Genomic DNA, 26655 nt, shown 5'->3' with positions numbered 1-26655 from the left:
TAGTATTACCGGTTAGCGGGGCGGGCGGTTTCGCCCGCCCCGCTTCTTTTGCAGAAAACAAAAATTACAACAAAGGGAGCATACTTATGGAAAAAGCCATTCGACGTTATTGGCCTGTTTTCGTACTGCCGACCCTCATCGCCTTTATTATTGGCTTTGTCTGGCCGTTTATCTGGGGTGCAGGGCTGTCGTTCTGCAAGTTCACCACCGTCAAAAATGTGCAGTTTGTGGGCTTAAGCAACTACGCAATGATTTGGTCGGATAACACCTTCACCCATGCGTTCTGGTTCACAGCGGCGTTCACCGTCGTGTCCACCCTGCTGATCAACGTGCTGGCCTTCGCCATTGCGCTGCTTCTCACCCGCGGTATGCACGGCACCAACGCTTTCCGCACCATCTTCTTCCTGCCGAACCTGATCGGCGGCATCGTGCTGGGCTATATCTGGCAGATCCTGCTCAACGGTCTGCTGTCCTCCTGGGGTAAGTCGCTGCTGGCGCTGAATGCCACCTACGGCTTCTGGGGTTTGATCATCCTGATGTGCTGGCAGCAGATCGGCTACATGATGATCATCTATATTGCCGGTTTGCAGAATGTGCCGGTGGATCTGGTGGAGGCCGCACGCATTGACGGTGCAACAAGCAGCCAGATTTTGTTCAAAATCAAAATCCCGATGGTCATGCCCAGCGTGACGATCTGCACCTTCCTGACGCTGACGAACTCCTTCAAGCTGTTCGACCAGAACCTCTCGCTGACAGCCGGTGAGCCTGCAAAGCAGTCCATGATGCTGGCCTACAACATCTACGACACGTTTTACGCACGCTCCGGACCCCAGTGGAAGGGCATCGGTCAGGCCAAGGCCGTCGTTTTCTTCCTGTTTGTGGTCGTTATTTCGCTGCTCCAGCTGCATTTTACCCGCTCTAAGGAGGTGCAGGCATAATGGGTGCTACTAAAAAAGACCGCCGCATCAACACGGTACTGTCCGTTCTGTTCACGATCCTGTGTATCGCCTGGCTGTACCCGGTGTTCATGATTTTGATGAACTCCCTCAAGACCGAGCGTGCCATCACGACGAGCCACGCCTTTGATCTGCCGAACGCCGAGACCTTCGTCGGCTTGAAAAACTACATTTATGGCATTCAGGAAATGGACTTTTTGTCCTCTTTCTGGTATAGTTTAGTGATCACGGTTTCGTCTGTGGCACTGATTTTGCTGTGCTGCTCCATGTGCGCATGGTATATCACCCGTGTGCAGAACACCTTGTCCAAAGGTATGTACTATCTGTGCGTATTCAGCATGATTGTCCCCTTCCAGATGGTCATGTTCACACTGGCAAAAACCGCTGATACCTTAAAGCTGAATAACCCCTACAACATCTGCATCATCTATCTGGGCTTCGGCGCGGGACTTGCGGTGTTCATGTTCACCGGCTTTGTAAAATCCATGCCGATTGCTATTGAAGAAGCCGCTATGATCGACGGCTGCAATCCCATCCAGATTTTCTTCAAGGTCGTCTGCCCGATTTTGAAGCCGACGATGATCTCTACCGCCATTTTGGAAACCATGTGGGTCTGGAACGACTATCTGCTGCCCACGCTGGTGCTGGACATCAAGACCTTCCGCACGATTCCTATGGCGATCCAGTATTTCCGCGGCAGCTACGGCAAGGTGGAGATGGCACCCATGATGGCCTGCATCATGATTACGGTGCTGCCTGTTATCGTGCTGTACCTGATCTGCCAGAAATATATTATCGATGGCGTGGTCGCCGGTGCTGTCAAGGGGTAAATTTGACACTTCTTCAAGAAAGAGGATTGGCAAATGACCATCAAAGACATCGCGCGGGAGTCCGGCTATGCGGTCGGGACCGTCTCACGAGCTTTAAATAACGCCCCCGGCGTCAGTGCAGAAACCCGTCAAAAAATATTGGAAATCGTAAACCGCCACAATTATGAACCGAACGCCAACGCCAAGCATCTGAAGCAGCAGACCAACGATGGGATCGCACTGATTGTGAAGGGCACCCAGAATATGCTGTTTGCCGGCATTTTGGAACCGCTGCAGCAGATCATTGAGGAAAGCGGCTACGTTGCGACGGTCTACTATATTGACGAGGAAGCCAACGAGGTTGCGCAGGCCCGACGCATCTGCACAGAGCGCAAACCCCATGGTATATTGTTTCTCGGTTCAAATCCGGAATACTTCACGCCGGAGTTGGAGGCACTGGGTATCCCCTGCCTGCTGCTGACAAACAGCGCGGCATCCCTGCGCATCCGCAATTTGTCCAGTGTGTCCGTAGACGATATGGCTGCATCGGACACGATGATCGAATATCTGTACAAAAAAGGGCACCGCCGCATCGGAATCATCGGTGGCAAGCCCAATCTTTCCCGTCCAAGTCTCGCCCGTCTGGCCGGCTGTCAGGGTGCTATGCTGCGCCTTGGTCTGCCGTTTGACATGGAAAAGCAGTATGCGTATGCGCGGTTCTCGCTTTCCAGCGGGTATGAGGCAATGGAGTATCTCTTAAAGCACAGCCCCGACATTACGGCAAGTGTTTGCCATGTCCGACCTGATGGCGCTTGGCGCAATTCGTGCGCTGCGGGATCACGGGCTGTGTGTGCCGCAGGATATTTCCGTCACAGGTTTTGACGGCATTGCGCTGGGACAGTACAGTGTGCCCCGGCTGACGACCATCCGGCAGAATATGGAGCAATTGGCGCGGCGTTCGGCGCGGATCCTGCTCCACAACATCCAAAAACCCGGCAATGCCGTGCACGAGATCGTCTCCTTCGATCTGACCGAAGGAGAAAGCGTGCGTGAACTGTGAAGGAAAGATATCCCGGCTGCTTACTATCAAAAGAAAGAGGGGTTCTCTGATGAGAGCAAGCGGCATTCTGATGCCCATTTCAAGTCTGCCCTCGCCTTACGGCATTGGTACCATGGGTGCAGCCGCGCGCAGCTTTGTGGACTTTTTGGTCAAGGCCGGGCAGGCATACTGGCAGATTCTGCCCGTCTGCCCCACAAGCTACGGCGACAGTCCCTATCAGTCGTTCTCGACCTTTGCGGGCAACCCGTATTTTATCGATCTGGACGATCTGGCAAAGCAGGAACTGCTGCTGCCGGAGGAATATGCGTCCATCGACTGGGAATGCACCCCCGACTGCATCAACTACGGCGTCATGTACGAAAAACGCTACGCAGTGCTGCGCTGTGCAGCCAAACGTCTGCTGGCAAAGCCCGGTGCCGACTACCGCCGCTTTGTGAAGGAAAACGACTTCTGGTTGCCCGACTACGCGCTGTTCATGGCGCTGAAGGACGCCCACAACGGAGCCTGCTGGCTGGAATGGGAAGAACCGCTGCGGCGCCGTGAGCCCGCTGCCTTGGCAGCAGCCCGGCAGCAGTACGCCAACGATGTGGCGTTCTGGCAGGCTGTACAGTTTATGTTCTACAGTCAGTGGCAGGCGCTGAAGCACTACGCTAACCAGCAGGAAATCCGCATCATCGGCGACCTTCCCATCTATGTGGCGCTGGACAGCGTCGATGTGTGGAGCTGCCCGCAGGAGTTCCAGCTCGACGAGAACCTGCTGCCCACCGAGGTGGCAGGCTGCCCGCCGGACGGTTTCTCCGCCACAGGCCAGCTGTGGGGCAACCCACTGTTCGACTGGGACTCCATGGCCAAGACCGGCTACGCATGGTGGGTGCGGCGCATCAAACATATGTGCAGCATCTATGATGTGGTTCGCATTGACCACTTCCGCGGATTTGCGGGCTATTATGCTATCCCCTACGGGGAAGCAACCGCCCGGAACGGCCGCTGGCGCGAAGGCCCCGGCTATGCGCTGTTTGCTGCCATAAAGAAAAAGCTGGGCAGCCCGCGCATCATCGCCGAGGATTTGGGATTCCTGACGGAAGATGTCACTGCCCTGCTGAAGCAATGCGGCTATCCAGGCATGAAAGTGCTGGAGTTTGCCTTTGACAGCCGTGACGGCGGCGATTACCGCCCCCACAGCTACCCCAAGAACTGCATTGCCTATGTAGGCACCCACGACAACGAGCCTGTGAACGGCTGGATGGAAACCGCCGCCCCTGAGGACGTGGCGCGCGCCGTGCGCTACCTGAATCTGACGAAGAAAGAGGGCTATCACTGGGGCATGATGCGCGGCATCTGGTCCAGTGCTGCCGACCTGGCTGTCGTGCAGGCACAGGATCTGCTGGGCCTTGGGCATGAATCCCGCATGAACACGCCGTCCACTCTGGGCGGCAACTGGTGCTGGCGTGCCGAACCCGGTGTCTTTAACACGAGGCTGGCCAAAAAGCTGCACAGTGAAATGGAACTGTACGGGCGTTTGCCGGAATGAAAACATCCTTCGTGCTATGGTGTCGGCTCGTCCTCCGTGCAGGATCCGCTGCCTAAACACATCAAGGCTGCATTCAAATTATTCAACCGTTGTATCACACGATACAACGGCATTTTTATTGACAAAAAAATTCCTGCGCCCCGGCAGGGACGCAGGACAGATCCTGCCGCTTAGCGCTGCTTTACCTTCTTCCGATAGGTTCATTCCCCATCTTGCTTTCTGCCTACAATCAAAATGCTGAAACTGTTGTCCCTGCGGCGGCCAAAGCCCTGCAAATCCGGCAGTCCCGGGTGTGCACCCACCTGTACGCCGTACTTTTTGCACAGCAGAACGCTCTTTTGCATCACGGACGGGTCGCCCGCGTGAAACCCGCAGGCGATGTTCGCGCTGGTCACATAGGGCAAAATTTCGGCATCCATGCCGATGGTGTACGCGCCGAAGCTCTCGCCCAGGTCGCAGTTTAAATCAATGGACGGCATTGCAACATCCCCCTTAGTATTTCAGCAATGTGTTTTTTACGTCGGTCACAAACATATACCCCGGCGTTTCGCTTTGCATTCCGGCAGGATTGCTGGTATAATAAATATATCCCATCGGGCCGCCTGTGCGGCCAGGAAAGGTCCCCGCTATGGAAACACCTCACCAGGGCACAGCCCTGTTTCATCTGCCAGGTCTGTTTGAATTTTATGACCTGTATGCGGCGTTTTTGCCGCTTTATTGTGCGCATCGGGAGTATTTTTACGACTGGTGCGCCATCGGCTCGATCTACGGCGCACCGTCTGACTGCTTATGGGCGGGCGGACGGGTCGAGTACAGTGACCGCACCCCACGCGAGGTGCTGGCGTTGACGCGTGAATACGGCATCTCGGCGCGGCTGACACTCAGCAATTCATTACTGCGCCCGGAGCATCTCACAGACCCGGACTGCAATGCGCTCTGCCGACTGTTTCAGGAACAAAATGACCCGCAAAACGGCGCCATCGTTCATGCTGAGCTGCTGACGCAGTACCTGAAAAAGAACTATCCATCGCTGTATCTTGTATCCTCAACCACAAAAGTGCTGACAGACTTCAACGATTTACAGCGGGAACTGGCACGGCCCGAGTTTCGCTATGTCGTGCCGGATTTCCGGCTGAACCGAGCATTTGACCGACTTGCAGCGCTGCCCCAGTCCCAGAAGGACAAGGTGGAGTTCCTCTGCAATGAGTGCTGCTGGTTCGGATGCACGGAACGCAGAGCCTGCTATGAGGCCGTCAGCCGCAAAAATCTGGGTCTGCCCGGCCCGGAGCATTACTGCAGCGCCCCCGGCGCAGCGGACGGGTATCGCTTCTCCCGAGCGATGGCGAACCCCGGCTTTATCGGCATCAAGGCCATCCGGGATACCTACCTGCCGAGGGGCTTCACCCAATTCAAGATCGAGGGGCGCGGCCTTGGCAGTGCGCTGATCCTTGAATTTTTGCTTCACTACCTGACCAAGCCGGAATATCAGCTGGCTGTCCGCGAGGAGTTGTATCTGGATACCATGCTGGACCTTTTCTGACTGACTTTGTATCGGGCCGGGTGAAGCTGTTTGCATTTTCTGCGTTGTAAGGCTCCTGTTACCCCAGTGCCACATCCAGCGCCATCATCACACTGAAGCCCACAGCAAAGAATACTGTGCCAAGGTTAGAGTGCCGTCCCTGTGACATTTCGGGAATCAGCTCTTCCACCACGACATAGAGCATCGCGCCCGCAGCAAAGCTCAAAAGATAAGGCAATGCCGGTATCACAAGCTGCGCGGCCAAAATCGTCACCACTGCGCCGATTGGCTCAACCACGCCCGAAAGCACACCGCCTGCAAAGGCCCTGCCCTTGCTCTCCCCTTCGGCGCGCAGGGGCATCGAGATGATGGCGCCCTCCGGGAAATTCTGGATGGCTATGCCGAGGGACAGGGCCAGCGCGCTCGCCGCGGTGATCTGCGCGCTGCCTGCGAGAAAGCCGGCGTACATCACACCGACTGCCATGCCCTCCGGGATGTTGTGCAGGGTCACTGCCAGCACCATCATCGTAGTGCGGCCCAGCCTGCTTTTTGGCCCCTCAGCCTCCTCACTGCCGACATGCAGGTGGGGTATCAGATGATCCAGAGCAAGCAAAAACAGCACGCCGAACCAAAATCCGGCAAACGCCGGGAAAAAGGCGAACCGTCCCAACTTCTCCGACTGTTCGATTGCCGGGATCAGCAGGCTCCAGACCGATGCCGCCACCATCACACCGGCGGCAAAGCCTGCAAGTGAGCGCTGCACTAGATCTCCCAGAGCGCGCCGCATAAAAAATACGCATGCTGCACCCAGCGATGTACCCAAAAAGGGAATCAGAATCCCCCAAAAAGTTTCCGTCAATGAAGTCGCCTCCTTTTATGGTATATACACAAAAACACAGGTACTTTATACCCCCTGTTCAATGATGCTTTTGACAAGCTGTGCCCATTTGTAAGGGTAACAGGCCAGCAGCTCCTCATGCTGCAGATCCTGCTCATAAATTACGGGGTGCGCAAAATGCTGCTGATAACGCGCGCGATACTTCGCTCCCATTTTCAGCGCGTAGAAAATATGAATCTCCGTACCGGGAACATCAATTCCCTCCGGCAAGGGCGTGATGAGGTCGGAATAAAAATGGTTTTTACAGCTTTGCATCGTCACATAGGGGCGTGCAGCACCGAACATCGCCATAAAAGCGCGGACATAGTCCCCCTTCTCCGCGGAGCACTTTTCTAATCGCTTCTGCAGAAAGCGACTCTTGAACTGTCCGTCCCGAATCAGCGGATAAATCAGCGGCAGGAGAAGATTCGTTTGTAATTTGGCCGCGAGCTTGGAGCATTGGTCAAGGTCGGAGCTGCCCAGAATACCGTAGTCCATATGTATGCTTTTCCGTGCTGCCAGCAGTCCCACGAAAGAGCCGCCCAGAGAGCAGCCGTAGGCGACCCGTATATGCCCGCCGCAGTTTTTCAGGATGTAGGCTTCGATTTTTTCGGTTTCTGCAAGCATTGTCGGGAATTCGTTACTTTCTGTTTCGTCAAAGCCATCATAGCTGACGCAAAGTACGCGAAAATCCCGCTGCAACAGAGGGATCACTTGGCCAAAGTTGCTTTTCCAGTGGCAGCAGGTGCCGGGCAGCAGCAAAATGACCGGAGCGGTATCCGCCCCAAATTCATAAACCTTCATTCTCCTGCCTCCCGCAGCCACAGTCACTTCGCTTTACGGCGGTCAAACACAGCCAGCCTGTTTTGCTTTTGTGTACCGCAATGTCACAAAAGCCCGCTTGCTCAAGATATGCTTTCAGCTCAGTATCCTTGTAGATGGTCATGCCATCAATGATTTCTGTCCATTTTTTGTCTTTGTCCGTGTCGCCGTTGACTTCATTGCAGATGAGGAAGGTGCCGCCCGGCTTCAAAACCCGCCAAACCTCCCGGAAGCATTTTGCAAGGTCCGGCCAGAAATAGACGGTTTCAAACGCGGTGACTGCATCGAACCAATCGCTGGCAAAAATGATGCGCTGCACGCTGCCCTGCCAGATGACACAGCGATCCCTTTGGATCGCCTCTGCATTGAGACGGCGGGATTTTTCGACGCTGACAGCGGAGTAATCCACACCCTTTACGATGCCGCGCGGACACCTTTTCAGCAGCCGTTTGATATTCGCTCCGCCGCCGCAGCCGCAGTCCAGCACCTTTGCGTCCGGCGCAAGATGCAGAAAGTGAAGCCCCCACAGCGCCACGGGGGTGTGGGCAAGGTTCATCATGGTGACCATCAGCCTGCCGCCGAAGCCTTTGGGGTCTCTTGTATTTTCAAAAAATGACATTGTTATTCTCCTTTCGATTTTTTACACTCTGCGTAGGTAAGTGGTATGGAATTCTGCAAAACAACACTTTTGCAAACGGTCCAGCCGTTTTGCTGCAAAAATGCCAGATACGCAGCACTCGTCCATCTGCTGTGCAGCGGAAAGCCTGCAATTTTCAGCGCAAGGGCCTGAAGATTTCCCCAATGGGAATTCTCTGCATGGGTAAAGGTAGGAGCAATCAGCGTGCCATCGTTTTTAAGCACACGGCGAAACTCGATAAGGGCTTTCTCAGGGTGTGGCACAATGTGCAGTGCATTGGAGACAATGACAACATCAAAGGACTGGTCAGCATAAGGCAGATGGAACATATCCTGCACGGAAAAATACAGCTTGGAGGAAAAATTGCCCCGCTTTGCCTGCGCAATCATCGCTGCGGAGGCGTCGGTAGCCTCAATGTGGTCGGCAGAACACAGGAGATGTTTTGCCACCTGCCCTGTGCCGGTGGCTACCTCCAAAACGGTTTTGTGCCAGACAGCAGGGCGAAGCAATGCATATAATTGATCATAGGCTATTGCGTTCTTGCGCATAAAGCGGTCATACCTTGCTGCATTTCTGTCCCAAAAATTCTTTTTCGTAATGCTCAGCTCCTTGGTTTGCATCAACTAACTGCTGCTTATTTGAAAAGCTGCCCAGCGGCAGCATGGTAGCTTGTATATGCACGTTAGAATAATCTAACCGTTGGATCGTAAAAAAGCTGCCTGTAGCCAAAACGGCGCACCAGCAACGATTCTACGATATTTCGGTCATATAATAGCAGTCTGGCACCCAAATGTCAATAGGGTGCTAAAGGTGCTTTTGTGCGTTTGAATTTCAACAAAAAATCAATAGCGGGCAGTGCGCTTTACACTGCCCGCTATTGAGAAAAGCTTACTTTAGCCGTTTTCGTCCTTGGGAATGGCCAGATTCAAGAGGATGGCAACGAGTGCGGCGGGCACAATGCCAGAGCCGCCGAATACCAGAGAGATCATCTGCGGTGCGTGTGCAAGGATGCCGTTGTTGGCACCGATGCCATAGCCGAGACCGAGCGCTACAGAGACGATGCTCAGGCTGCGCGGGGTCAGCGGCTCGCGGGTGATGAGCTGAATACCGCTCACCACGATCGAAGAGAACATCATGACAGCTGCGCCGCCCAGCACCGACTGCGGCATGATCGAGACGAGCGCGCCCAGCTTGGGCACCAGACCGCAGAGAATCAGGAAGATGCCGCCGGTGGCCAGCGCAAAGCGGTTGACGACCTTGGTCATGCTGACAAGGCCGACATTCTGGCTGAAGGAGGTGTTGGGCAGTACGCCGAACAGTGCGGCAAAGCTGGAACCGATACCATCGCAGATGACGCCGCCGGACAGCTCGGTGTCGGTGGCCTCGCGGTCCATGCCGCCCATGATAACGCCGGAAATATCGCCCACGGTTTCGACCGCCGTGACGATGAACATAATCATGACCGGTGCGATCGCGCGCATATCAAACACCGGCTTGACCGGCATCAGCTCGGGCAATGCAAACCATTTGGCCTCGGCCACCTTGTTCCAGTTCAGCACCCATGCCTTGGTGTAGGCAACGCCCTCGGCGTTCAGCGCCGTGGTAGGCAGAATAAGACCCATGAGAAACGCTGCAATGTAGCCGCAGATGATGCCCACCAAAATCGAGGAGGAATTCAAAAAGGTGCTGCCGGAGTGCTTGCAGATCAAGATGACGACCAGCACAAAGATGGCGAGCAGCAGATTTTCGACCGAGCCGAAATCCTGCGCGGTGTTGCCACCGCCGAAGGAGTTTACACCGACCGAAATCAAGCTCAGACCGATGGAAAGCACCACCGTGCCGGTAACGACAGAGGGCAGCAGCTTGCGCAGCGGCTTCAGAAAAAAGCCGAGCACGGTCTCAAACAGGCCGCCAATCAGGGACGCGCCCATGATCGCGCCGTAGGCCAGTACGCCGCCGCCCATCGAGGCTGCGACCGAGCTGAATACCCCGATGAAACCGGAGGAGGTGCCCATGATAATAGGCACCTTGCCGCCGATGGGGCCGATGGAATACAGCTGAACCAGTGTGACAATGCCCGCCACAAGCATGGCATTCTGCAGCAGCGTAACGCGCAGGTCGGCAAATTCGCCGCCGGCCAGGCCGCAGGCGCCCGTGATGATAAGCAGCGGCGTAAGGTTGCCGACAAACATCGCCAACACATGCTGCATGCCCAGCGGCAGTGCCTGCTTCAGGGACATCTTGCCTTCAAAGCGGAAGGCTTCGGGGGAAAGATCGTTTTTCTTCATTCCACAACTCCTCAGATAAAACCTATTACAATATAACATATACCGCCAAAGCGGAAGGGCATACCGCCCTATTTATACATTATACCATCCCCTGCCCTGTGATTGCAATTCCATCAGCCGCCGCAGCAAAAATTTTGTGTGTTTTTGAAGAAGGCTGAACGGTCAAAAAACCTTGATCGCTTGCTGCTGTCCGTGCAAGGTGTAGTGTACGGTCAGACCGTCGTCTGCATCCACGGTGCAATTTTCGGCGTGGTCGGTCAATTCCCGCAGGGCGTTGTATTGGCGGCGCATCTCATCCGTATAGCGACTTGGCATATCGGAGGTGAGCAGGATGCCGCTGAACAGCGCATTGACCCGGGCCAGGGTCTGCTTTTGCTGTAGGGTCAGCTTGCAGTTTTCCTCGCGCAGGAAGAATACATCGGGGTCGCTGCCGTAAGCACGCCCATTGAGCTGGCGGCGGAAAATCGTGTTGCCGATGGACTGCCTTGTGGAGACCCGCTCGCGGTGGAAAAGCCGCATATACCACACATCGTCCCAGTCCAGCCCTACATCACACCCAATGCGGCAGTAGTCAACGATGCCAAAGGCAGGCATGACCGGCACACCGCAGCCGAGGATCAGCTTGTCGCCGCACCATGAGCGCAGCAGTGCCATGGCGCGCTGCATCCGTCCTGCGCGGGATTCCCGGGCGTTGCCGAACGGTGCTGCGCCGTAGAGAAAGTCCAGCTTGACAAGGTCAAAGCCCCAATCCTGCAGGACACGGTCAAAGACCTGCTTGAGGTAGGCCTGTACCTCCGGGTGGTCGATGTCCAGCGCATAAAAGCTGCTCCAGTTGCAGCCGCAGCACCAGGGCTGACCGTCCACCTGCAGCAGCCAGTCCGGGTGATCTTTGCAGAGCAGGGATTCCTTTTCGCAGACGAACGGTGCCAGCCACAGTCCTGCCAGAAAGCCGCTTTCATGGGCTGCATCTGCCAGCGGACGCAGCCCGTTGGGGAATTTGGCAGGGTCAGGCTCCAGCCAGTCTCCTACCTTGCGCTCCCATCCATCGTCGATCTGAAAGAGATCCCCTGCGCGGAAAAGCGTTTTGCAGCCGTTGAGGTCTTCCTGGATCGAGGCCTCGTCAATGTTCTGGTAGCGGTTATACCAGCTGGAATACCCGGCCAGCCTGCGCGTGGTGCGGGGGCGGCAGCCCAGCGCCGCAAACCATGCGTCAAATACCTCGTCCTCGGTGCCCTCGGCAAAAAAGAGGGAGAACGCAGGAAAGCTGCCGCCGGTATGCTGTACCCCGGCGCAGTCGCGTTCAATGCGCAGCTGTGCAGCGCGGCTGTCATAGGAAAAAATCGTATAGCCCGGTGCCTCGTCCAGGCTGGCCAAAAGGCGGTAGGTCTTTCCGCGCCGGAAATAGCAGTAGGAGAAGCCGTGGCTCTGTCCCCTTTTGCCGCTGTAGGGAACAAAATGATAATCGCCGTAACGGTCAAAGCTGTATTTCTCCAAAAGAAATTTCGGGACACGCTCAACACCGTGCTGCCGGTCCCATTTGCCCAGCTCCGGGCAGGCGGTCCAGGTTTGGTAGCCGTTCATGAAAAGCTTTTCTTCGTGCGCCATCGTCCACGGAAGCACAGCAACCGCATTTTGCAGCACTCCGGCGGGCAGCTCTGCCCTCAGGCAGACGGCACCGCTGCGCGGGGTGATGGCCACCGTACCGTCAAACCGGCCGCTGTCTGTTGCGGCATACCACTGCATCTCAGCCATTTTGAGTTTCCTCCCTGTGAAGCGCAGCGCTGATTTCGGCTGCGCGGTCATCCGTCAGGGTGAACCTGCGGCGGAACAGTACAAGCGCCGCCGCAAGGACGGCCATGGGCAGAACGGTCATCATGAGCCGCAGCCCGAACAGTGTACCGGCGCTCTGGGCAGCGATGGGGCCTGTCTCCTCGGCATTACCGGCCAGCCCGATCAGATCCAGGCCGATGCCGGTCAGAAAAACCGCCACACCGGACGCAGCTTTTACAACAAAGGTCTGCATCGAGAAGATAACGCTTTCCTCACGGCGCCCGGTCTTGAGCTGGCCGTAGTCCACACTGTTGGAGAGGAAAAGGGTCGTCAGTACGCTGAGCATGCCGTTGCAGGCAAACACCACCACGCCCGGCACACAGAGCAGTGCCAGACTGCCGGAAAAGCCCGTCAGGCAGAGCAAGAGCAGCACAGCATAGCCGCCCAGCGCCAGCCCCAGACTTACCGTAAATACGGCAGTGTTGCTGAGCTTTTTGCGCAGCACCGGATAGAGGACCATCATGCCGAGGATCTGTGCCGCACCGCCGATGGTTGAGAACAGCGTGTAGCTGGCCTTCCAGCCTGTGCCGCCGAAATCGTACTTGAAGAAATAGATGATAAAGTTGGAGGTCAGATACAGCGCCGAGTTGATCAAAACGATGCTGCCTACGACCACAAGCGCCTGATCGTTGGAGAACAGCGCCTTGAACATCTCGCCGACGGTGGCGGTCTTTATCTCGGCGCTGCCGGTCTCCTTGACGCTGGCGCAGCAGATCGCCTCGGTAACCACAAAGATGACAGCCACGAGCAGTGCTACCCAGCGGAAGCCGGTGCGCTCGCTGTCGCCGCCCAAAGCACCAACCAGCAGCATGGTAAACATCGCAATGAGCGCCGAGCCGACGCCCGCACAGGTGCGGCCCACGACTGACAGGTTTTCTCGGTCAGCAGGGGTGCGGGTCACGGCGGGGATCATCGACCAGTAAGGAATGTCCATCATCGTGTAGGTGACGCCCCACAGGATGTAGATGACGCTGAAGTAGACCATCATGTCGGCACCCTCCAGCACCGGCGCGGCAAACAGCGCGTAGAGAACCACCGCATTCAGGACGGTGCCGCTGAGGATTCACGGACGGAACCGTCCCCAGCGGGTGCGGGTCTTGGCCACCAGCACCCCCATAAAGGGATCGTTGAAGGCGTCAAACACACGCGCGATCATCAGGATCAGGCCGACAAAGGTGGCAGGCAGGCCCAGCACATCCTGATAATAGTACATGACATAGGAGGCAGACAGCGCGTAGACCATATCCTTGCCCACTGCGCCGATGCCGAAGGCGGCTTTTTGCTTTGTTGTCAGTTCCATACTGCACACTCCTTCTTTGTGACGGTAAATTCTACGGTGACAGGCGCACACTGTGGGGCCGAGACGGTCAGCGCGGCTGTACCTGTCTGCCCGGCTGTGCGCAGATAAGTCCCGCCCATGCCACCCTCGGCGGTTGCCGCCGCAGGGCCGACCAGCGCAGCGGCACCGGTCACGGCAAAGGTCAGCGGCAGCTGTGCATAGACGGCAGGGCTGCCGTTTTCATCAAGGATCCACACCCGAACTCCGGCCATATCGTAGGTGTCACCCTCCTGCAGGACGGTGGCGGAGGGTGTTACCTCAAGATGCAGCCGGTGGCTGGGGCAGAGCGTGACGCTCTTTACCACGGTATCCCCGTTTTTGGCATCGAACCGCCAACGCGTAGCCGCACCGCCCCAGTTGCCGACATACTTGCCGTACAGCGCCACACCGTCCGCAAAGCTCATCTTATAGCGCACCATGCACCACGCCAGCTTCAGCTTGTAGCGCAGCGGCAGCCCGGCCAAGCCGTAGCGCCCGGCTGCAAGCAGACAGTCGCGCAGCGTATCGGCCTTGGCTTTGTCAAAATGCTCCTGCGTTTCAAGCAGGACACCGATTGTGTCATCTACGGCCAGCGGCGGGTGCGGCAGCGCCGTCCAGCCGCTTTTGTGCAGGGTCGTCACAAACACATCGTTTTTGTAAAGATCCACCCGCTCGGCGTTGGTAAACACATAGACCGTGCCGATTTGCCCGGCAGGATAGTCACCGATGTCCATCGTGGAGCTGACCGTCAGCACCGGCTCCTCCCCGCCCTGCGATGCGTAGACGGACGCCGCCAGCTTGGGATTGCGGAAGCTGTCCAGCACGCCGTGATAGCAGATGCGGTCCCCGGAGCCGAAATCCTTGTGGGTGGCATAATCAAACATACACCAGCCAAAGCAGCCCGCATGCTCTCCATCTGCGTAGGCGGCGTCCAACACCCGCGCATGGCGCAGGGCATGCTCCTGCCGGTGCGGGGCATCGTCACAGGACTTGGTAGGGTACATGTGGCCGTTGCATTCTGAGATCAGCAGAGCCTTGCTCAAATCAGGCGTTACATCCTTTTTCCGCTTGGCCCCGGCGTTTGAGCCGTTGTGGGAGAAATCGTTGTAGGCGTAAACATCTTCTAGGAGATGGCTCTTTTCCAGATACCGCACGCCAGAGGTCGCCCGGCTCGGGTCCAGTGCGTGGGCGATTTGGTTGGTGCGCGTATAGAATTCGTCATCGTCCACGCTCTCGTTGATGCGCACACCCCACAGTATGATGCTGGGGTGATTGCGGTTTTGCAGCAGCATCTCCCGCAGCATGGCGCAGGCGCGGTCCTTCCATGCCCCATCGCCGATGTGCTGCCAGCCGGGCAGCTCGGTAAATACAAGCAGGCCCAGCCGGTCACATTCATCAAGGAAATACTGGCTTTGCGGGTAATGGCTCGTTCGCACCGCATTGCAGTGCAGCTCGTTTTTCAGGATGCGGGCGTCCTGCCGCTGCAGGCTTTCCGGCGCGGCGTAGCCAATGTAGGGGTAGCTTTGGTGGCGGTTCAGCCCGCGCAGAAAGGTCTTTTTCCCGTTCAGATAAAAGCCGTCCGCCCGGAACACAGCCGTCCGGAAACCGAAGGAGGTTTCCCGGCTGTGCAGTACCTGCCCATCGGTATCGAGCAGCTCTGCTATGCAGCGGTAGAGATTCGGATGCTCGGTGTCCCACGGTGCGGCATCAGGCAGCGTAAGGCGGCATTCCGCCGATTCTGCCGGGGGCAGCTGGCAGCTCACCAGCATCTCGCCCGCACTGCTGCAGAGCCGGACACGCAGCGCAGCGGCCTTTTCCGGTGCTTCTACGGTCAGCTGTACGGCAGCCTCGGTCAGCGTCGGTGTGTACACGAAAAGATCGCTCACACGGCTCTGCGGCGAGGTTTCAAGCCAGACCTCCCGGTATAGACCGCCGTAGGTCAGGTAGTCGATGACAAAGCCGAAAGGCGGCAGGCTGGGATCCTCGCGCGTATCCAGCCGCACAGCCAGCAGATTTTCTGTGCCGCGGTGCACAAGGTCGGTAATTTCGATGGTGAAGCCGGTGTAGCCGCCCTGATGCTGCCCGGCCAGCTGGCCGTTCAAGTAGATCTCCGCCTGATGGGCGGCCCCGTCAAAGCGCAGGAATACCCGGGGCGCATCGGGAACGGTCAGTGTGCGACGGTAACCGCAGACCATCTCATAGTCAGAGGGGTCTGCGTAGTGGAGCGGCAGCTCCCGGCAGGTATGGGGCAGACGCACCGGACGACAGCCAACAGGTTCACCCCGACAGAAGGCATCGCTCCATTGCTCTGTAAATTCCCAGTGATTGCAAAGACTATATCTCATCGTACCAACAACCCCTCCAGTAAAATGGAAATCATCTCATCCAGGGCATCCGTGTAGGATATGCCTTGCGCATCGAGCGTGCGGTCTGCAAGAAAATCCTCAATGGAAGCGGAGATCATCCGCTGCAGGACCGGCAGGGATACCCAACGGATAACGCCCTCCCCCATCGCCTGCTCCAGCAGCGCCAAGGTTGGCTCCCAGCCGGTTTCCAGATGCTCCCGCACGCGCGCTGCGACTCTGGGATATTTTTCATCCAAAAGATCCATCTGCTGCAGATCCAGCGCGGTGTACTCCTCCGGCAGGGCGATAATGACCGCCCGCAGCTTTTCAGCCAGGGTGCCGGGGCCGTCAAGGATGCGCTGCTTGCGGGCGTGGATCCTTGTGAACGCATCGTCCACCATATCCAGCAGCAGCGCCTCCTTGGAGGGGTAGACTGCGTAGATCGTCTTTTTGCTGATGTGCATCATCGCAGCGGCCTGCTGCATCGTAAAGCGCAGCCCATCCCTGCGGAACAGCTCCATTCCGACTGCGCGCAGTCTTGTGCGCAGCTCGTTGTGTTCGTCCATCGCTTGCCTCCTGCGGAAACCCGATTTAGCTTTTCAGTTTCCATTGTAGTGCGGAAACCGGTGCGATTCAAGCGGTTTCCTGCACTTTCTACCTTTTTGCTAATCGGGCACAGATTTTTTCGCCATATCGCCCATACGCTAAAGGCGTAACGGGACAGAAAAACGCCCCCGCACAGTGATGCGGGGGCGCTTTGCAGGTGCCTCAGTTCGTTTTTTCGTTTTTTTGCTGCAGGCGGGTCAGCTCCCGCAGCTCACGCACGGTGAAAAAGCCGCAGACGATGGCGGCAGCGCCGTCCGCAATGGGACCTGCGTACATGACGCCGTCAATGCCCATAAAGAGCGGGAAGATGACGATGAGCGGCAGCAGGAACAAAATCTGGCGTGTCAGGGACATGAATACGCCGAGGCGCGCCTTGCCAATCGAGTTGAAGAAGTTGGAGGTGACCGGCTGGATGCCGTTGATCAGCGTCAGGAACATATAAATGCGGAAGTACCGCTCCGAAAACTGGTAGTACATCTCGCTGCCGGTGCCGAAAATACTGATGATCTGCCGCGGGAAAAGCTGGAAGCAGGCAAACGCTGCCAGAGAAAGCCCGGTAGCCACAGCCAGCGCCAGCAGGTAGCTCTTTTTGACGCGGCGGTAGAGCGCAGCACCGTAATTGAAACCGATGATCGGCTGTACGCCCTGCGAAATGCCGATAACAAAGGACATAAAGATCATGTTGACCTTTGAGATGATGCCCGCGCAGGCCAGAGGAATATCGCTGCCGTAGATAGACAGTGCACCGTAGTGTGCAAGGGTGTTGTTCAAAACGATCTGGACAACACCCATAGCGATCTGGTTGAAGCAGGCAGATGCACCGTAGCTGAAAATCTTGCGTGTTCTGTCACCGTCAATCGTAAAGCAGCCCCGTGAGAAGGGTACAGATTTAAAATGGAAGAGATACCGTATGCTGATGCAGAACGAGACGATCTGCCCGAGAATCGTGGCAAGTGCAGCGCCGGTCATACCCATATCCAGCCCGAAGATGAACAGCGGATCAAGGGCCGTATTGATAAGTGCGCCGATGAGCATCGACATCATGGAATAGCGCGGGCTGCCGTCTGCCAGGATCAACTTGCTCATACCGGTATTCATAATAAGGAACGGAAACCCCAGCGCTGTGATGCGAGTGTAGGCCTCTGCGTAGGGCAAAACATCCGGCGTAGCGCCGAAGAATTTCAGCATCGGCGTCAGAAAAAGCAGCGTGACCGCCATCAGCACAGTGCCGAACAGCGCCATCAGACACAGGCCGTTGCCTGCATATTCAGCAGAACGCTTTTCATTGCCTGCACCCAGCTGGAGACTGAAATTCGTCGCACTGCCGATACCGAGCAGCAGCGCAATGGCTGTGCAGGCAATCGAGAGAGGAAACGCAATGTTGGTGGCAGCATTGCCCAGCAGACCCACACCCTGCCCGATAAAGATCTGGTCAACAATGTTGTACAGCGACGTCACCAGCATCGAGATAATGCAGGGAATGGCAAAGCCGACAAGCAGCTTGCCTTCTTTTTCATATCCAAGCGGGTTGGCAGCATCAGCCTGTGATGAAACTGTTCTTACGCTCATGCAGTTTTACCTCCTTTAATCCTGTTAATAATCGAAAATATAATAATAGTAACAAAATCCGGTAGGAAATGCAAGTCCGTTTGCCTTGAGGCGCTTGAGCTTGCCCTACATGAGCCGGAGACCGTGACACAAACAAAACCGGGGCGAACTTTTCGTTCGCCCCGGCAGTACCTAAATGATTGGAGTCATAGCCTCATAACCTTTATTCGTTATTTTTCGGAGTTGGTTCCTATTTTCATGGGGAATCATTCCCTTTGCAGAATTTCAGGCTTTGAGATTGAGGATCAACCTCTGACACTTAGTACATTGGAGTTTCTCCTTATGGATCAGGTGGATTTCAGATACCCTCTGTTGGGTGGCGTGGAACCAGTCATGATAACCAGCCTTCTTTCATCCTGATCTATATGCTGCATGGGGGTCTTTGATGACGGCCCCTGAGTCTGCTGTTTAAAAGTAAGCTGCCTGACATCTTGTTCAATATTCTTTGTACAGGTTATGACCTGCGGCTTCGGATGCGGCGCTTTTTCATTCAGCAGGCCCAGGCCCGCCGGTGATGAATAGGATCTTTAAAGTTTGCCATTGGACTTGAGCCCCCTTCCTTACGAAATACCGCCGGTGTCTTGCTTTCTTTGGAGATTTCTTATGACATTTCTCCTTGGAAGATCAGCTTCTCTTGGAGTTGTCTGCTCCTTATCTCCGGCTGTTTTCTTTCTGTGACTATACTATACCACAGCCCTTGGGATTCGTCTATTCGCAGATATGCCAACGATGCAGCGAAAGATTTGTGCAGTTTCAAGCTTGCCGCTCCGGGCAAAAAATGGTATAATAAATATGTTGGGCTGCTGTACAGCCCAGACCGTGCGCTGTCCCTTTTTGCAAGGGACAGCGCTTTTTTGGTGGGATTGTGCTGTGGTCCTGCGGGCTGACCTGAACAGGCATTAAACAATATTCACTGCAAAACTACTGTAAAGCAGCTGCCGCTGCCGGGGCGGCTGTCCACAGTGACAGCGCCGCCGTGCAGGGCGGCTATTTTTTGTGCCATGGCAAGGCCCAAGCCGTTGCCCTGCGTCCGGTGGCTGGTGTCCCCCTGATAGAACTGCTCAAAGATATGGCGGCAGGTCTCGGCATCCATACCGCAGCCATGGTCAGTGACAGCCACAACCGAGCTGCCCTGCTCACAGTGCAGTGTTACGCTTATGGTTCCGTTCTCCGGGCTGAACTTGGCGGCATTATCCAGCAAATTCAGCCAGATCTCCTTTACCAGCGCTTCGCTGCCGTGGTAGGTGCAGGGGGCCAGCGTGGCCTCAAACTGCAGCGGCTTATCGCGCCACTTTTGCCGGGTCACAAGGATGCACTGGCGCAGCTGCTCATCCAGCGAAAAGTCTGTGCAGTCGGTCAGAATAGTCTGTGCCTCGATACGATTCAATAGCAGCACACTGCTGGAAAGCTGCGCCAGCCGCCTGCTCTCATCGCGGATGATTTGTAGATACTCGCGCTGTTCCTCCGGGGTAACCTCCTCGTCCAGCAGCAGGTCGGCAAAGCCGCTGATGCTGACGATGGGCGTCTTGAACTCATGGGAAAAGTTATTCACAAAATCCTTGCGCAGCAGCTCGGTGCCGGAAAGCTCCTCCGCCGCTTTGTTGAAGGCTGCTTTGAACTCCCGGATCTCGGTGGGCTCATACCCGTGGGCGGCGGGCTGCAGGCGCACGGTGAAGTCCCCCGCCGCCAGCCGGTTCATCGCCTGTATGATGTTTTTGATAGGCTTTATTAACACAAGGCGAATCGCAACCACAAGGCTGACGGCCATCAAAATACAGCTGGCATACAAAATAACCAGCGCACCGCCGATGCTGACGCTGCCGTCTTGAATAAAAAAGCCGTGGTCAGCCTCCGATACCACCAGCACCGTCACAACGGTCAGATTCAGTGTAACGATGAAAAACAGGTTCAGCACCAGCAGCATCGTCAAATTTACGGTGCGCATGCAGTCGCGCAGCTTATTTACAAATTGCGCCATATCACACCTTCTTTATAGCACGGTAACCGATGCCGCGAATGGTCTGTATTTCAAACTCCGGCCAGTCGTAAAAGCGGGTGCGCAGCCGATTGATATGAACATTCACCGTTTTGTCGTCACTTTCGCTGTCCATGCCCCAAATCTCATCCAGCAGCTCCAGCCGGGTAAAGGTCCTTTCCGGGTAAGCCAGCAGCTTGTATAGAAGGTTGAACTCCTTGGGCGGCAGCACCTGTGCATCGTGGCCGCGCCGCACGGTATGGGTGTCGTAGTCCAGCTCAACATCCCCTATCGTGATCCTGTGCTCATCCACGATGCGGGCGCGGCGCAGCAGAGCCTTGATGCGCAGCACAAGCTCCTGCCGGTCCGGCGGTTTTGTCATATAATCATCGGTACCAACGATAAAACCCGTGTGCTTGTCCTGCGGCATATCCTTGGCCGTCAGCATTAAAATAGGCAGCATGCTGCCGCTTTCCCGGATGGTCCTGGTCAGGGTAAAGCCATCCATCCGAGGCATCATCACATCGCAGAGCAGCAGGTCTATCTGGTTGTGGTCGAGCAGTTCCAGCGCCTGCACACCGTCGGCAGCAATCAGCGGCTCATAGCCCTCTCGCTTTACGATGGCGCAAAGCAGACGCGCCGTGCTGGGGTCATCCTCGGCAATCAAAATACGAAACATCCGTGTATCCTCCTTGGTTCTATTATAGTACAGCGCAAAGATAAACGGAAGATAAACCTTCCCGTTTACCAAAGGTTTATTTTGGCGGTGTATCCTTAGGAGCATCGAAACAAAAAACAACCTACGGGAAAACGGAGGATACAGCTATGAAAACCATCTATCTTGTCACCGGTGCTGCCGGTTTTATGGGCACTAATGTCTGCGCACAGCTTTTGGAGCGCGGTGATGCCGTGCGCGCTTTTGTACTGAAGGGCGACCCCGCTGTAAAATTTGTGCCGAAGGCCGTCGAAATTTTTGAGGGTGACCTCTGCAGTGCCGAGGACTGCGAGAAATTCTTTGCCGTGGAGCCGGGCGTCCAGACTGTCTGCATCCACTGCGCGAGCATGGTGACGATCAACCCGAATTATAGTGAAAAGCTGATCGCCGTCAATGTGGGCGGCACCGAAAATATGCTGAATGCCGCCAAAAATCACCCTGAGTGCAAAAAGTTCGTCTATGTTTCCAGCACCGGCGCCATCCCCGAGCTGCCTAAGGGCGAGAGCATCCATGAGGTATACAGCTTTGTTCCCTACGATGATGATCGCGTGGTCGGCTGGTACAGCCGCAGCAAGGCAATGGCGACCCAGAAGGTACTGGACGCCGCCGCTCACGGGCTGAATGCCTGCGTGGTGCATCCCAGCGGTATTCTTGGCCCCAACGACCCCGCCATCGGGCAGACGACCCGCACGCTGATCCAGATTTTGAACGGTGAGATGCCCATCGGTATGCAGGGCTCGTTCAACCTTGTCGATGTGCGCGATCTGGCCGCCGGCACGATTGCCGCCGCTGACCGTGGGCGCAAGGGAGAGTGCTACATCCTTTCCAATGACGAGGTTTCGCTGAAGGAGCTGTGTGAGATGCTCAAGGCTGATACCGGCTGCCGCGGCTGCCTGTTTTATCTGCCGCTGTCTTTTGCGCATTTTGCCGCCAAGCAGATGGAGGCCCGCGCCGCCAAGACCGGTAAGCCTGCTGTGCTGACCGAGTTTGCCGTTTACAATCTGGAGCGCAACAACCATTTTGACTGCTCCAAAGCGAAAAACGAGCTTGGCTTTGCCCCGCGTCCCTACAAGGAAACACTGCATGATCTCGCTGTATGGCTCAAGCAGGAGGGAAAAATCGCATGAAGAAGCTGTATGAATCTATCTGCAAGCTTATGCAAATGAATGACCAGCAGTGGGAGTGCTATCTCCACGCACTGGATTCCCTGCACTGACACAAAGAAAAGGGGGTGCCTATTATGAAAAAGGTTTGCGTTATCACAGGCGGCGGCAGCGGCATGGGGCTTGCCACGGCGAAGCTTGTCTGTGAAGAAGGGTATTACACGATTTTGGTGGGGCGCACGGCATCCAAGCTGGAAAAGGCAGTCAACGATCTGCGCAGTGCAGGCGGCGAGGCTGAGGCGTTCAGCTGTGATGTTTCTGACCGTGAAAGCTGCTTTGCGCTGGCCAAACACGCCGCCGAATGCGGCGAAGTAAAAGCGGTATTGCACATTGCGGGCCTTAGCCCTCACATGGGCGATGCTGAAAAGATTTTGCGCGGCAATGCGCTGGGCACGGTGAATATCAACGATGCCTTTTATGAGGTCATGGCACCGGGCGGCTGTGTGATCGACACCTCCAGCATGAGCGCCTACCTTGCCCCGCAGTTTGTCATGCCCAAGGGTGCGTACAAGCTGGCGCGCACCAACCGTGAAAAATTCATCAAAAAGCTGGTGGCGCGGGCAGGCATCGCCCCTAAGGACGCCCGCCCGGGTCTGGCCTACGCCATCAGCAAGCATTTTGTAATTTGGTTTGCTAAGACCGATGCCGCACGCTTTGGCGAGAAAAATGTGCGTTGCCTGAGTGTGACACCCGGCAACTTTGACACGCCGATGGGCGCACTGGAAAGCGGGCAGGCAGATGTATTCAAAAAATACTCTGCTCTCAAGCGCAACGGAAAGCCGGAAGAAATCGCCGCCTTGTTTGCGCTTCTTCTGGATGAGCGGCTGGGCTTCCTGACCGGAGCAGACATTCTTATGGACGGCGGCGTTGTGGCAAGCGGCGCCAGCGGATTGAGCAAATAAAAAAGGGCAGCAAAGTAAACCCCGATTTTAGCTTTTGGGGTCTGCTTTGCTGCCTTTTGAATTTTGTGCTTTCGCTTGGCTGTACTTTAGTGCAGCTCGCTTTCGCAGCGGTCCAGCACGGCGGCGATAATCTGATCCATGTCGTAATACTTGTACTCACCCAGGCGTCCGCCGAAGATGACCTTCGGCTCGGCGTCGGCCAGCTTCTTGTACTCGGCATACAGTGCGCCGTTTTTAGCATCGTTGACGGGGTAATACGGCTCGTCACCGGGCTTCCACTCAGAGGAATACTCGCGGCTGATGATCGTTTTGGGCAGGTCGTTGCCGTTCTCGTCCTTGCCGAACTCGAACCATTTGTGCTCGATGATGCGGGTCCACGGCGTCTCGCGGTCCGTATAGTTGACGGCGGCGTTGCCCTGAAAGCTGGGCTTGTCGAGCAGCTCGTTCTCAAACCGGACGGAGCGGTACTCCAGCGTACCGAGTTTGTAATCAAAATAAGCGTCAATCGGGCCGGTGTAGACGATTTTGTCAGCCAGTGCGTCCAGCGCGGCCTTGTTTTCGAGGTAATCGGTGTTCAGCCGCACCTCGATGCCGTCCAGAAGATTGGCGATCATCTTGGTGTAGCCGCCGATGGGAATGCCCTGATACAGCGCGTTGAAATAGTTGTTGTCAAAGGTCAGCCGCACAGGCAGGCGCTTGATGATAAAAGCAGGCAGGTCCTTGCAATCGCGGCCCCACTGCTTTTCGGTGTAGCCCTTGATGAGCTTTTCATAAATGTCGCGGCCCACAAGGGAGATGGCCTGCTCCTCAAGGTTCTGCGGCTCGTGGGTGATCTCACGGCGCTGCTCCTCAATTTTGGCGGCTGCCTCCTCCGGTGTGACGACGCCCCACATTTTATTAAAGGTATACATGTTGAAGGGCAGCGAATACAGCTCACCCTTATAGTTGGCAACGGGAGAGTTTGTAAAGCGGTTGAACTCGGCAAACCGGGTGATATAGTTCCAGACCTTTTTGTTGTTGGTGTGGAAGATGTGCGCACCATACTTATGGACGTTGATACCCTCGATGTTCTCGGTATAAATGTTGCCCGCAATGTTGGGGCGCTTATCCACGACCAGCACGGATTTGCCGTGGACCTTGGCCTCATGGGCGAAGATGGCACCGTACAGACCGGAGCCGACTACCAGATAATCATATTTCATATAACAGGTGTTCCTCTCTTTAAAAGTCACAGGGATATTGTGCGGTAATGGCATTGAGAGCCTTACTCCACTGTCAAAAAGCGGCAGAAAGGCGTTTCAGTCTCTGCCGAATAGATCTCTTGTGTAGACCTTGTCCTGCACATCGTTGAGGCAGGCATCGTAGCGGTTGGCCAGAATGGCCTGACTCTGCCGCTTGAATTTGTCCAGATCGTTGACCACTGCCGAACCGAAGAAGGTCTTGCCGTCCTCCAGCGTAGGCTCATAGATGATGACCTGTGCGCCCTTGGCCTTGATGCGCTTCATGACACCCTGAATCGAGCTTTGGCGGAAGTTGTCGCTGTTGCTCTTCATCGTCAGGCGGTAGACGCCGATCGTGACGGGCCTTTCGCGGCTTTCGTCAAACTCATTTTCCTGATCGTAGCCGTAGTACCCGGCCAGCTTCAGCACGCGGTCAGCGATGAAGTCCTTGCGGGTGCGGTTGGACTCCACAATGGCCTCAATGAGATTTTCCGGCACATCGGCGTAGTTTGCCAGCAGCTGCTTCGTGTCCTTGGGCAGGCAGTAGCCGCCGTAGCCGAAGCTGGGGTTATTGTAATGGCTGCCGATGCGCGGGTCAAGACATACGCCGTCAATGATCTGCTTCGTGTTCAGGCCCTTGCTCTCCGCGTAGGTATCCAGCTCATTGAAATAGGCAACGCGCAGCGCCAGATAGGTGTTGGCGAACAGCTTGACGGCCTCGGCCTCGGTAAAGCCCATGAAGAGCGTATCAATGTTCTCCTTGATGGCCCCCTCCTGCAGCAGTGCCGCAAATTCGTGGGCGGCTGCGACAAGGTGCGCATCCTCCGGGTCGGTGCCGACGATGATGCGGGACGGGTAGAGGTTGTCATACAGGGCCTTGGACTCCCGCAGAAATTCCGGGCTGAACAGGATGTTCCGGCTGCCGAGCCTTTCCCGCACCGACACCGTGTAGCCCACGGGAATCGTCGATTTGATGACCATGACGGCATTTGGATTGACCTCCGCGACAAGGCGGATGACTGCCTCCACTGCAGAGGTGTCAAAGTGCTGGGTCTGGCTGTCGTAGTTGGTGGGTGCAGCAATGACCACAAAGTCCGCATCGGCGTAGGCTGCCTTTGCGTCCAGCGTAGCGGTCAGATCCAGCTCCTTCTCTGCCAGATATTTCTCGATGTAATCATCCCGGATCGGCGATTTGCGCGCGTTGATCAATGCGACCTTTTCCGGCAGGATATCCACCGCCGTCACATGATGGTGCTGGGAAAGCAGCGTGGCAATCGAAAGCCCCACATAGCCGATCCCGGCCACCGCGATCTTATATTTTTTCATAGCAGTTTATACTCCGCAGCTGCGAATTTTCCGTAAGGCAGCGGTCAAAATTGCGCCGTGCCAGCTTACCGTATGTAGGTTTATTATAGCACGTCACCGGCCACAATTCAATATTGCCGCTTCCCTCAGAATTGTTTGAACAATAATCCAGTATTGAAAACAATCGTCTCTACTCCGTCTTTGCTGTATCTGCTAAGATAGAATCACGGTACTGGCGTGGTGTCAGACCGGTTTGTTTACGGAAAACACGATAAAAGTAATTGTCATCCAGGAATCCGATCTGCTGGCAGATCTGTGCATTGGACAGATTCGTATCGCAAAGAAGCTTCATCGCTTTTTGGATGCGCAGGTGCGTGATCTGCTCGTTGATGCCGCAGCCATAGAGCTGCCGGGAAAGATAGTACAGCCCGGTACGGCTTAACGAAAGATCACGGCAGATCGTTTCGTTTGTCAATGTCTCATCCAGATGTTCCGCCAGGTAGCGGCTCAGCTTTTCCTGCGCACTGCCCGCTGCCAGCCGCGTCAGCCCCTTTTGGTACAATGCAGCCGCCGCCAAAGCCAGCAGATCCGCTGCTGATTTCAGCACCGGATAGGGCGTGTGCGGCAAGACATTATAGGCTTTTTGCAGTGCCGTTTTATCAATTGCGTAAGCCGAGCAGCATTTTTGCGCATAGCTCCACTCGCTCTGCTCATCGGCCCCCTGTACAATGTGGCTCAACAGCAAAAAGCCCACAACAGCACCATCGATTTGGACCGGCGTGATCACTTCGATCAACCCCGCATGGCAGGGGTAGATGATCGTCTGCTTTTGCCGCGTTGCCTTGCGGCAAGCCGCCTGGTCACACAGGTAACAGCCGGTCTTGCCATCAGGCACACTGCGGATCAAGCGGCAATAAGCTGGCAGTTCCGGCGGATAGGCAAGCACTTCGATTCCATACGAATCAAAAACGGCGGAGCGCAGCCCCGTAAGGCAGTGAAAATCCTGCAAGAGGACCAAAAGCTCCTTTTTATTGAAAACGGTTCCCATGGGTGCGCTCCTTTCCGAACATTTAGGGCAACACCGCATAATTCCCGCCTTACGGCTTAAGCACCGCTCCGGCGGCTGCGGCACGGCATCTGCGTTGCCAAAATGCTCGATAATACACAAA

Annotated in this window: 22 protein-coding genes and 2 pseudogenes; 8 read left to right on the top strand and 16 right to left on the bottom strand. The window is 55.9% G+C overall.

Annotated elements, in window-relative coordinates; all coding sequences use genetic code 11:
- The first annotated feature begins 86 nt into the window (after positions 1-86).
- The 5 genes from B5D32_RS12030 to malQ are packed head-to-tail and all read left to right on the top strand — an operon-like array spanning position 87 to position 4356.
- Positions 87-938, top strand: a complete 852-nt coding sequence (locus B5D32_RS12030; protein WP_078785261.1) for a carbohydrate ABC transporter permease — start codon at positions 87-89, stop codon at positions 936-938.
- The gene (locus tag B5D32_RS12025; protein ID WP_078785260.1) at positions 938-1786 is read left to right on the top strand and encodes a carbohydrate ABC transporter permease; all 849 of its coding nucleotides are present in this window, start codon (positions 938-940) and stop codon (positions 1784-1786) included. The genes B5D32_RS12030 and B5D32_RS12025 overlap by 1 nt, the downstream gene beginning before the upstream one ends.
- Before the next feature lie 33 nt (positions 1787-1819).
- The gene (locus B5D32_RS12020; RefSeq protein ID WP_338108545.1) at positions 1820-2647 is read left to right on the top strand and encodes a LacI family DNA-binding transcriptional regulator; all 828 of its coding nucleotides are present in this window, start codon (positions 1820-1822) and stop codon (positions 2645-2647) included.
- Positions 2559-2825: a substrate-binding domain-containing protein gene (locus tag B5D32_RS15720; protein ID WP_338108544.1), complete on the top strand. Its 267-nt coding sequence runs from the start codon at positions 2559-2561 to the stop codon at positions 2823-2825. Before B5D32_RS12020 ends, B5D32_RS15720 begins: the two co-directional genes overlap by 89 nt.
- A 49-nt stretch (positions 2826-2874) precedes the next feature.
- Positions 2875-4356 (top strand): 4-alpha-glucanotransferase, encoded by a 1482-nt coding sequence (gene malQ, locus B5D32_RS12015; protein WP_078785259.1) that lies wholly within the window; start codon positions 2875-2877, stop codon positions 4354-4356.
- A gap of 245 nt (positions 4357-4601) precedes the next feature.
- Here the strand turns inward: malQ and B5D32_RS12010 are convergent.
- A pseudogene (locus B5D32_RS12010) lies at positions 4602-4835 on the bottom strand (LamB/YcsF family protein); the annotation flags it as partial.
- 149 nt (positions 4836-4984) lie between these two features.
- On the opposite strand from B5D32_RS12010, the gene B5D32_RS12005 reads away from it, so the two are divergent.
- Positions 4985-5896 (top strand): hypothetical protein, encoded by a 912-nt coding sequence (locus tag B5D32_RS12005; RefSeq protein WP_078785257.1) that lies wholly within the window; start codon positions 4985-4987, stop codon positions 5894-5896.
- Between the two features lie 58 nt (positions 5897-5954).
- Here B5D32_RS12005 and B5D32_RS12000 read toward each other — a convergent pair whose 3' ends face one another.
- The 12 genes and pseudogenes from B5D32_RS12000 to B5D32_RS11945 form a co-directional block, all read right to left on the bottom strand.
- The gene (locus tag B5D32_RS12000) at positions 5955-6662 is read right to left on the bottom strand and encodes a ZIP family metal transporter (protein ID WP_143402752.1); all 708 of its coding nucleotides are present in this window, start codon (positions 6660-6662) and stop codon (positions 5955-5957) included.
- Between the two features lie 117 nt (positions 6663-6779).
- A complete protein-coding gene (locus B5D32_RS11995) occupies positions 6780-7556 on the bottom strand; it encodes an alpha/beta fold hydrolase (protein ID WP_078785255.1) in 777 nt (258 codons plus the stop codon).
- The gene (locus B5D32_RS11990; protein ID WP_078785254.1) at positions 7543-8193 is read right to left on the bottom strand and encodes a class I SAM-dependent methyltransferase; all 651 of its coding nucleotides are present in this window, start codon (positions 8191-8193) and stop codon (positions 7543-7545) included. The genes B5D32_RS11995 and B5D32_RS11990 overlap by 14 nt, the downstream gene beginning before the upstream one ends.
- A gap of 2 nt (positions 8194-8195) precedes the next feature.
- Complete coding sequence (locus tag B5D32_RS11985; protein ID WP_078785253.1) at positions 8196-8831, bottom strand: class I SAM-dependent methyltransferase; 636 nt, start codon at positions 8829-8831, stop codon at positions 8196-8198.
- A 273-nt stretch (positions 8832-9104) separates the two neighbouring features.
- On the bottom strand, positions 9105-10499 hold the full coding sequence (locus tag B5D32_RS11980) for a uracil-xanthine permease family protein (protein ID WP_078785252.1): 1395 nt from the start codon (positions 10497-10499) through the stop codon (positions 9105-9107).
- 162 nt (positions 10500-10661) lie between these two features.
- Positions 10662-12251, bottom strand: coding sequence for a glycoside hydrolase family 36 protein (locus B5D32_RS11975; RefSeq protein ID WP_078785251.1), 1590 nt, complete (start codon positions 12249-12251; stop codon positions 10662-10664).
- A pseudogene (locus B5D32_RS11970) lies at positions 12244-13629 on the bottom strand (glycoside-pentoside-hexuronide (GPH):cation symporter). The gene B5D32_RS11975 and the pseudogene B5D32_RS11970 overlap by 8 nt, the downstream one beginning before the upstream one ends.
- On the bottom strand, positions 13620-15992 hold the full coding sequence (locus tag B5D32_RS11965; RefSeq protein WP_078785250.1) for a glycoside hydrolase family 2 protein: 2373 nt from the start codon (positions 15990-15992) through the stop codon (positions 13620-13622). Before B5D32_RS11965 ends, B5D32_RS11970 begins: the two are co-directional and overlap by 10 nt.
- Positions 15989-16558 carry a TetR/AcrR family transcriptional regulator gene (locus tag B5D32_RS11960; RefSeq protein ID WP_078785249.1) on the bottom strand — a complete coding sequence of 190 codons (570 nt, stop codon included), beginning with the start codon at positions 16556-16558 and terminating at the stop codon, positions 15989-15991. The genes B5D32_RS11965 and B5D32_RS11960 overlap by 4 nt, the downstream gene beginning before the upstream one ends.
- 202 nt (positions 16559-16760) lie before the next feature.
- Positions 16761-18167: an MATE family efflux transporter gene (locus B5D32_RS11955; protein ID WP_078785248.1), complete on the bottom strand. Its 1407-nt coding sequence runs from the start codon at positions 18165-18167 to the stop codon at positions 16761-16763.
- 949 nt (positions 18168-19116) lie between these two features.
- Positions 19117-20184, bottom strand: coding sequence for a HAMP domain-containing sensor histidine kinase (locus B5D32_RS11950; protein ID WP_078785247.1), 1068 nt, complete (start codon positions 20182-20184; stop codon positions 19117-19119).
- A 1-nt stretch (position 20185) separates the two neighbouring features.
- A complete protein-coding gene (locus B5D32_RS11945; RefSeq protein WP_078785246.1) occupies positions 20186-20860 on the bottom strand; it encodes a response regulator transcription factor in 675 nt (224 codons plus the stop codon).
- A 146-nt stretch (positions 20861-21006) separates the two neighbouring features.
- Between B5D32_RS11945 and B5D32_RS11940 the strand changes: the two genes are divergently transcribed.
- Positions 21007-22023, top strand: coding sequence for an NAD-dependent epimerase/dehydratase family protein (locus B5D32_RS11940; protein WP_078785245.1), 1017 nt, complete (start codon positions 21007-21009; stop codon positions 22021-22023).
- A gap of 113 nt (positions 22024-22136) precedes the next feature.
- Positions 22137-22961 carry an SDR family oxidoreductase gene (locus B5D32_RS11935; protein WP_078785244.1) on the top strand — a complete coding sequence of 275 codons (825 nt, stop codon included), beginning with the start codon at positions 22137-22139 and terminating at the stop codon, positions 22959-22961.
- 86 nt (positions 22962-23047) lie between these two features.
- Here B5D32_RS11935 and glf read toward each other — a convergent pair whose 3' ends face one another.
- From glf to B5D32_RS11920, 3 genes are all read right to left on the bottom strand, one after another.
- Positions 23048-24163, bottom strand: a complete 1116-nt coding sequence (glf, locus tag B5D32_RS11930; protein ID WP_078785243.1) for a UDP-galactopyranose mutase — start codon at positions 24161-24163, stop codon at positions 23048-23050.
- A 96-nt stretch (positions 24164-24259) separates the two neighbouring features.
- The gene (locus tag B5D32_RS11925; protein ID WP_078785242.1) at positions 24260-25507 is read right to left on the bottom strand and encodes a nucleotide sugar dehydrogenase; all 1248 of its coding nucleotides are present in this window, start codon (positions 25505-25507) and stop codon (positions 24260-24262) included.
- A gap of 169 nt (positions 25508-25676) precedes the next feature.
- On the bottom strand, positions 25677-26655 hold a 979-nt coding region (locus tag B5D32_RS11920; RefSeq protein ID WP_078785241.1), incomplete at its 5' end, for a PocR ligand-binding domain-containing protein.

The organism is Gemmiger formicilis, assembly GCF_900167555.1.
GTDB lineage: Bacteria > Bacillota > Clostridia > Oscillospirales > Ruminococcaceae > Gemmiger > Gemmiger formicilis.
The sequence above is the reverse complement of the archived record's forward strand: the minus strand, read 5'-3'. Positions and strand labels throughout refer to the sequence as shown.

Bases quoted from the DNA above. Each gene is read 5' to 3' on its own strand.
- B5D32_RS11975 (WP_078785251.1), bottom strand. From the start codon at position 12,251: ATGGCTGAGATGCAGTGGTATGCCGCAACAGACAGCGGCCGGTTTGAC.
- B5D32_RS11950 (WP_078785247.1), bottom strand. From the start codon at position 20,184: ATGGCGCAATTTGTAAATAAGCTGCGCGACTGCATGCGCACCGTAAAT.
- malQ (WP_078785259.1), top strand. From the start codon at position 2,875: ATGAGAGCAAGCGGCATTCTGATGCCCATTTCAAGTCTGCCCTCGCCT.
- B5D32_RS11935 (WP_078785244.1), top strand. From the start codon at position 22,137: ATGAAAAAGGTTTGCGTTATCACAGGCGGCGGCAGCGGCATGGGGCTT.
- B5D32_RS11990 (WP_078785254.1), bottom strand. From the start codon at position 8,193: ATGTCATTTTTTGAAAATACAAGAGACCCCAAAGGCTTCGGCGGCAGG.
- B5D32_RS11940 (WP_078785245.1), top strand. From the start codon at position 21,007: ATGAAAACCATCTATCTTGTCACCGGTGCTGCCGGTTTTATGGGCACT.
- glf (WP_078785243.1), bottom strand. From the start codon at position 24,163: ATGAAATATGATTATCTGGTAGTCGGCTCCGGTCTGTACGGTGCCATC.
- B5D32_RS12020 (WP_338108545.1), top strand. From the start codon at position 1,820: ATGACCATCAAAGACATCGCGCGGGAGTCCGGCTATGCGGTCGGGACC.
- B5D32_RS11965 (WP_078785250.1), bottom strand. From the start codon at position 15,992: ATGAGATATAGTCTTTGCAATCACTGGGAATTTACAGAGCAATGGAGC.
- B5D32_RS11980 (WP_078785252.1), bottom strand. From the start codon at position 10,499: ATGAAGAAAAACGATCTTTCCCCCGAAGCCTTCCGCTTTGAAGGCAAG.
- B5D32_RS15720 (WP_338108544.1), top strand. From the start codon at position 2,559: ATGTCCGACCTGATGGCGCTTGGCGCAATTCGTGCGCTGCGGGATCAC.
- B5D32_RS12000 (WP_143402752.1), bottom strand. From the start codon at position 6,662: ATGCGGCGCGCTCTGGGAGATCTAGTGCAGCGCTCACTTGCAGGCTTT.
- B5D32_RS11945 (WP_078785246.1), bottom strand. From the start codon at position 20,860: ATGTTTCGTATTTTGATTGCCGAGGATGACCCCAGCACGGCGCGTCTG.
- B5D32_RS12030 (WP_078785261.1), top strand. From the start codon at position 87: ATGGAAAAAGCCATTCGACGTTATTGGCCTGTTTTCGTACTGCCGACC.
- B5D32_RS11955 (WP_078785248.1), bottom strand. From the start codon at position 18,167: ATGAGCGTAAGAACAGTTTCATCACAGGCTGATGCTGCCAACCCGCTT.
- B5D32_RS11985 (WP_078785253.1), bottom strand. From the start codon at position 8,831: ATGCAAACCAAGGAGCTGAGCATTACGAAAAAGAATTTTTGGGACAGA.
- B5D32_RS12025 (WP_078785260.1), top strand. From the start codon at position 938: ATGGGTGCTACTAAAAAAGACCGCCGCATCAACACGGTACTGTCCGTT.
- B5D32_RS11960 (WP_078785249.1), bottom strand. From the start codon at position 16,558: ATGGACGAACACAACGAGCTGCGCACAAGACTGCGCGCAGTCGGAATG.
- B5D32_RS11995 (WP_078785255.1), bottom strand. From the start codon at position 7,556: ATGAAGGTTTATGAATTTGGGGCGGATACCGCTCCGGTCATTTTGCTG.
- B5D32_RS11925 (WP_078785242.1), bottom strand. From the start codon at position 25,507: ATGAAAAAATATAAGATCGCGGTGGCCGGGATCGGCTATGTGGGGCTT.
- B5D32_RS12005 (WP_078785257.1), top strand. From the start codon at position 4,985: ATGGAAACACCTCACCAGGGCACAGCCCTGTTTCATCTGCCAGGTCTG.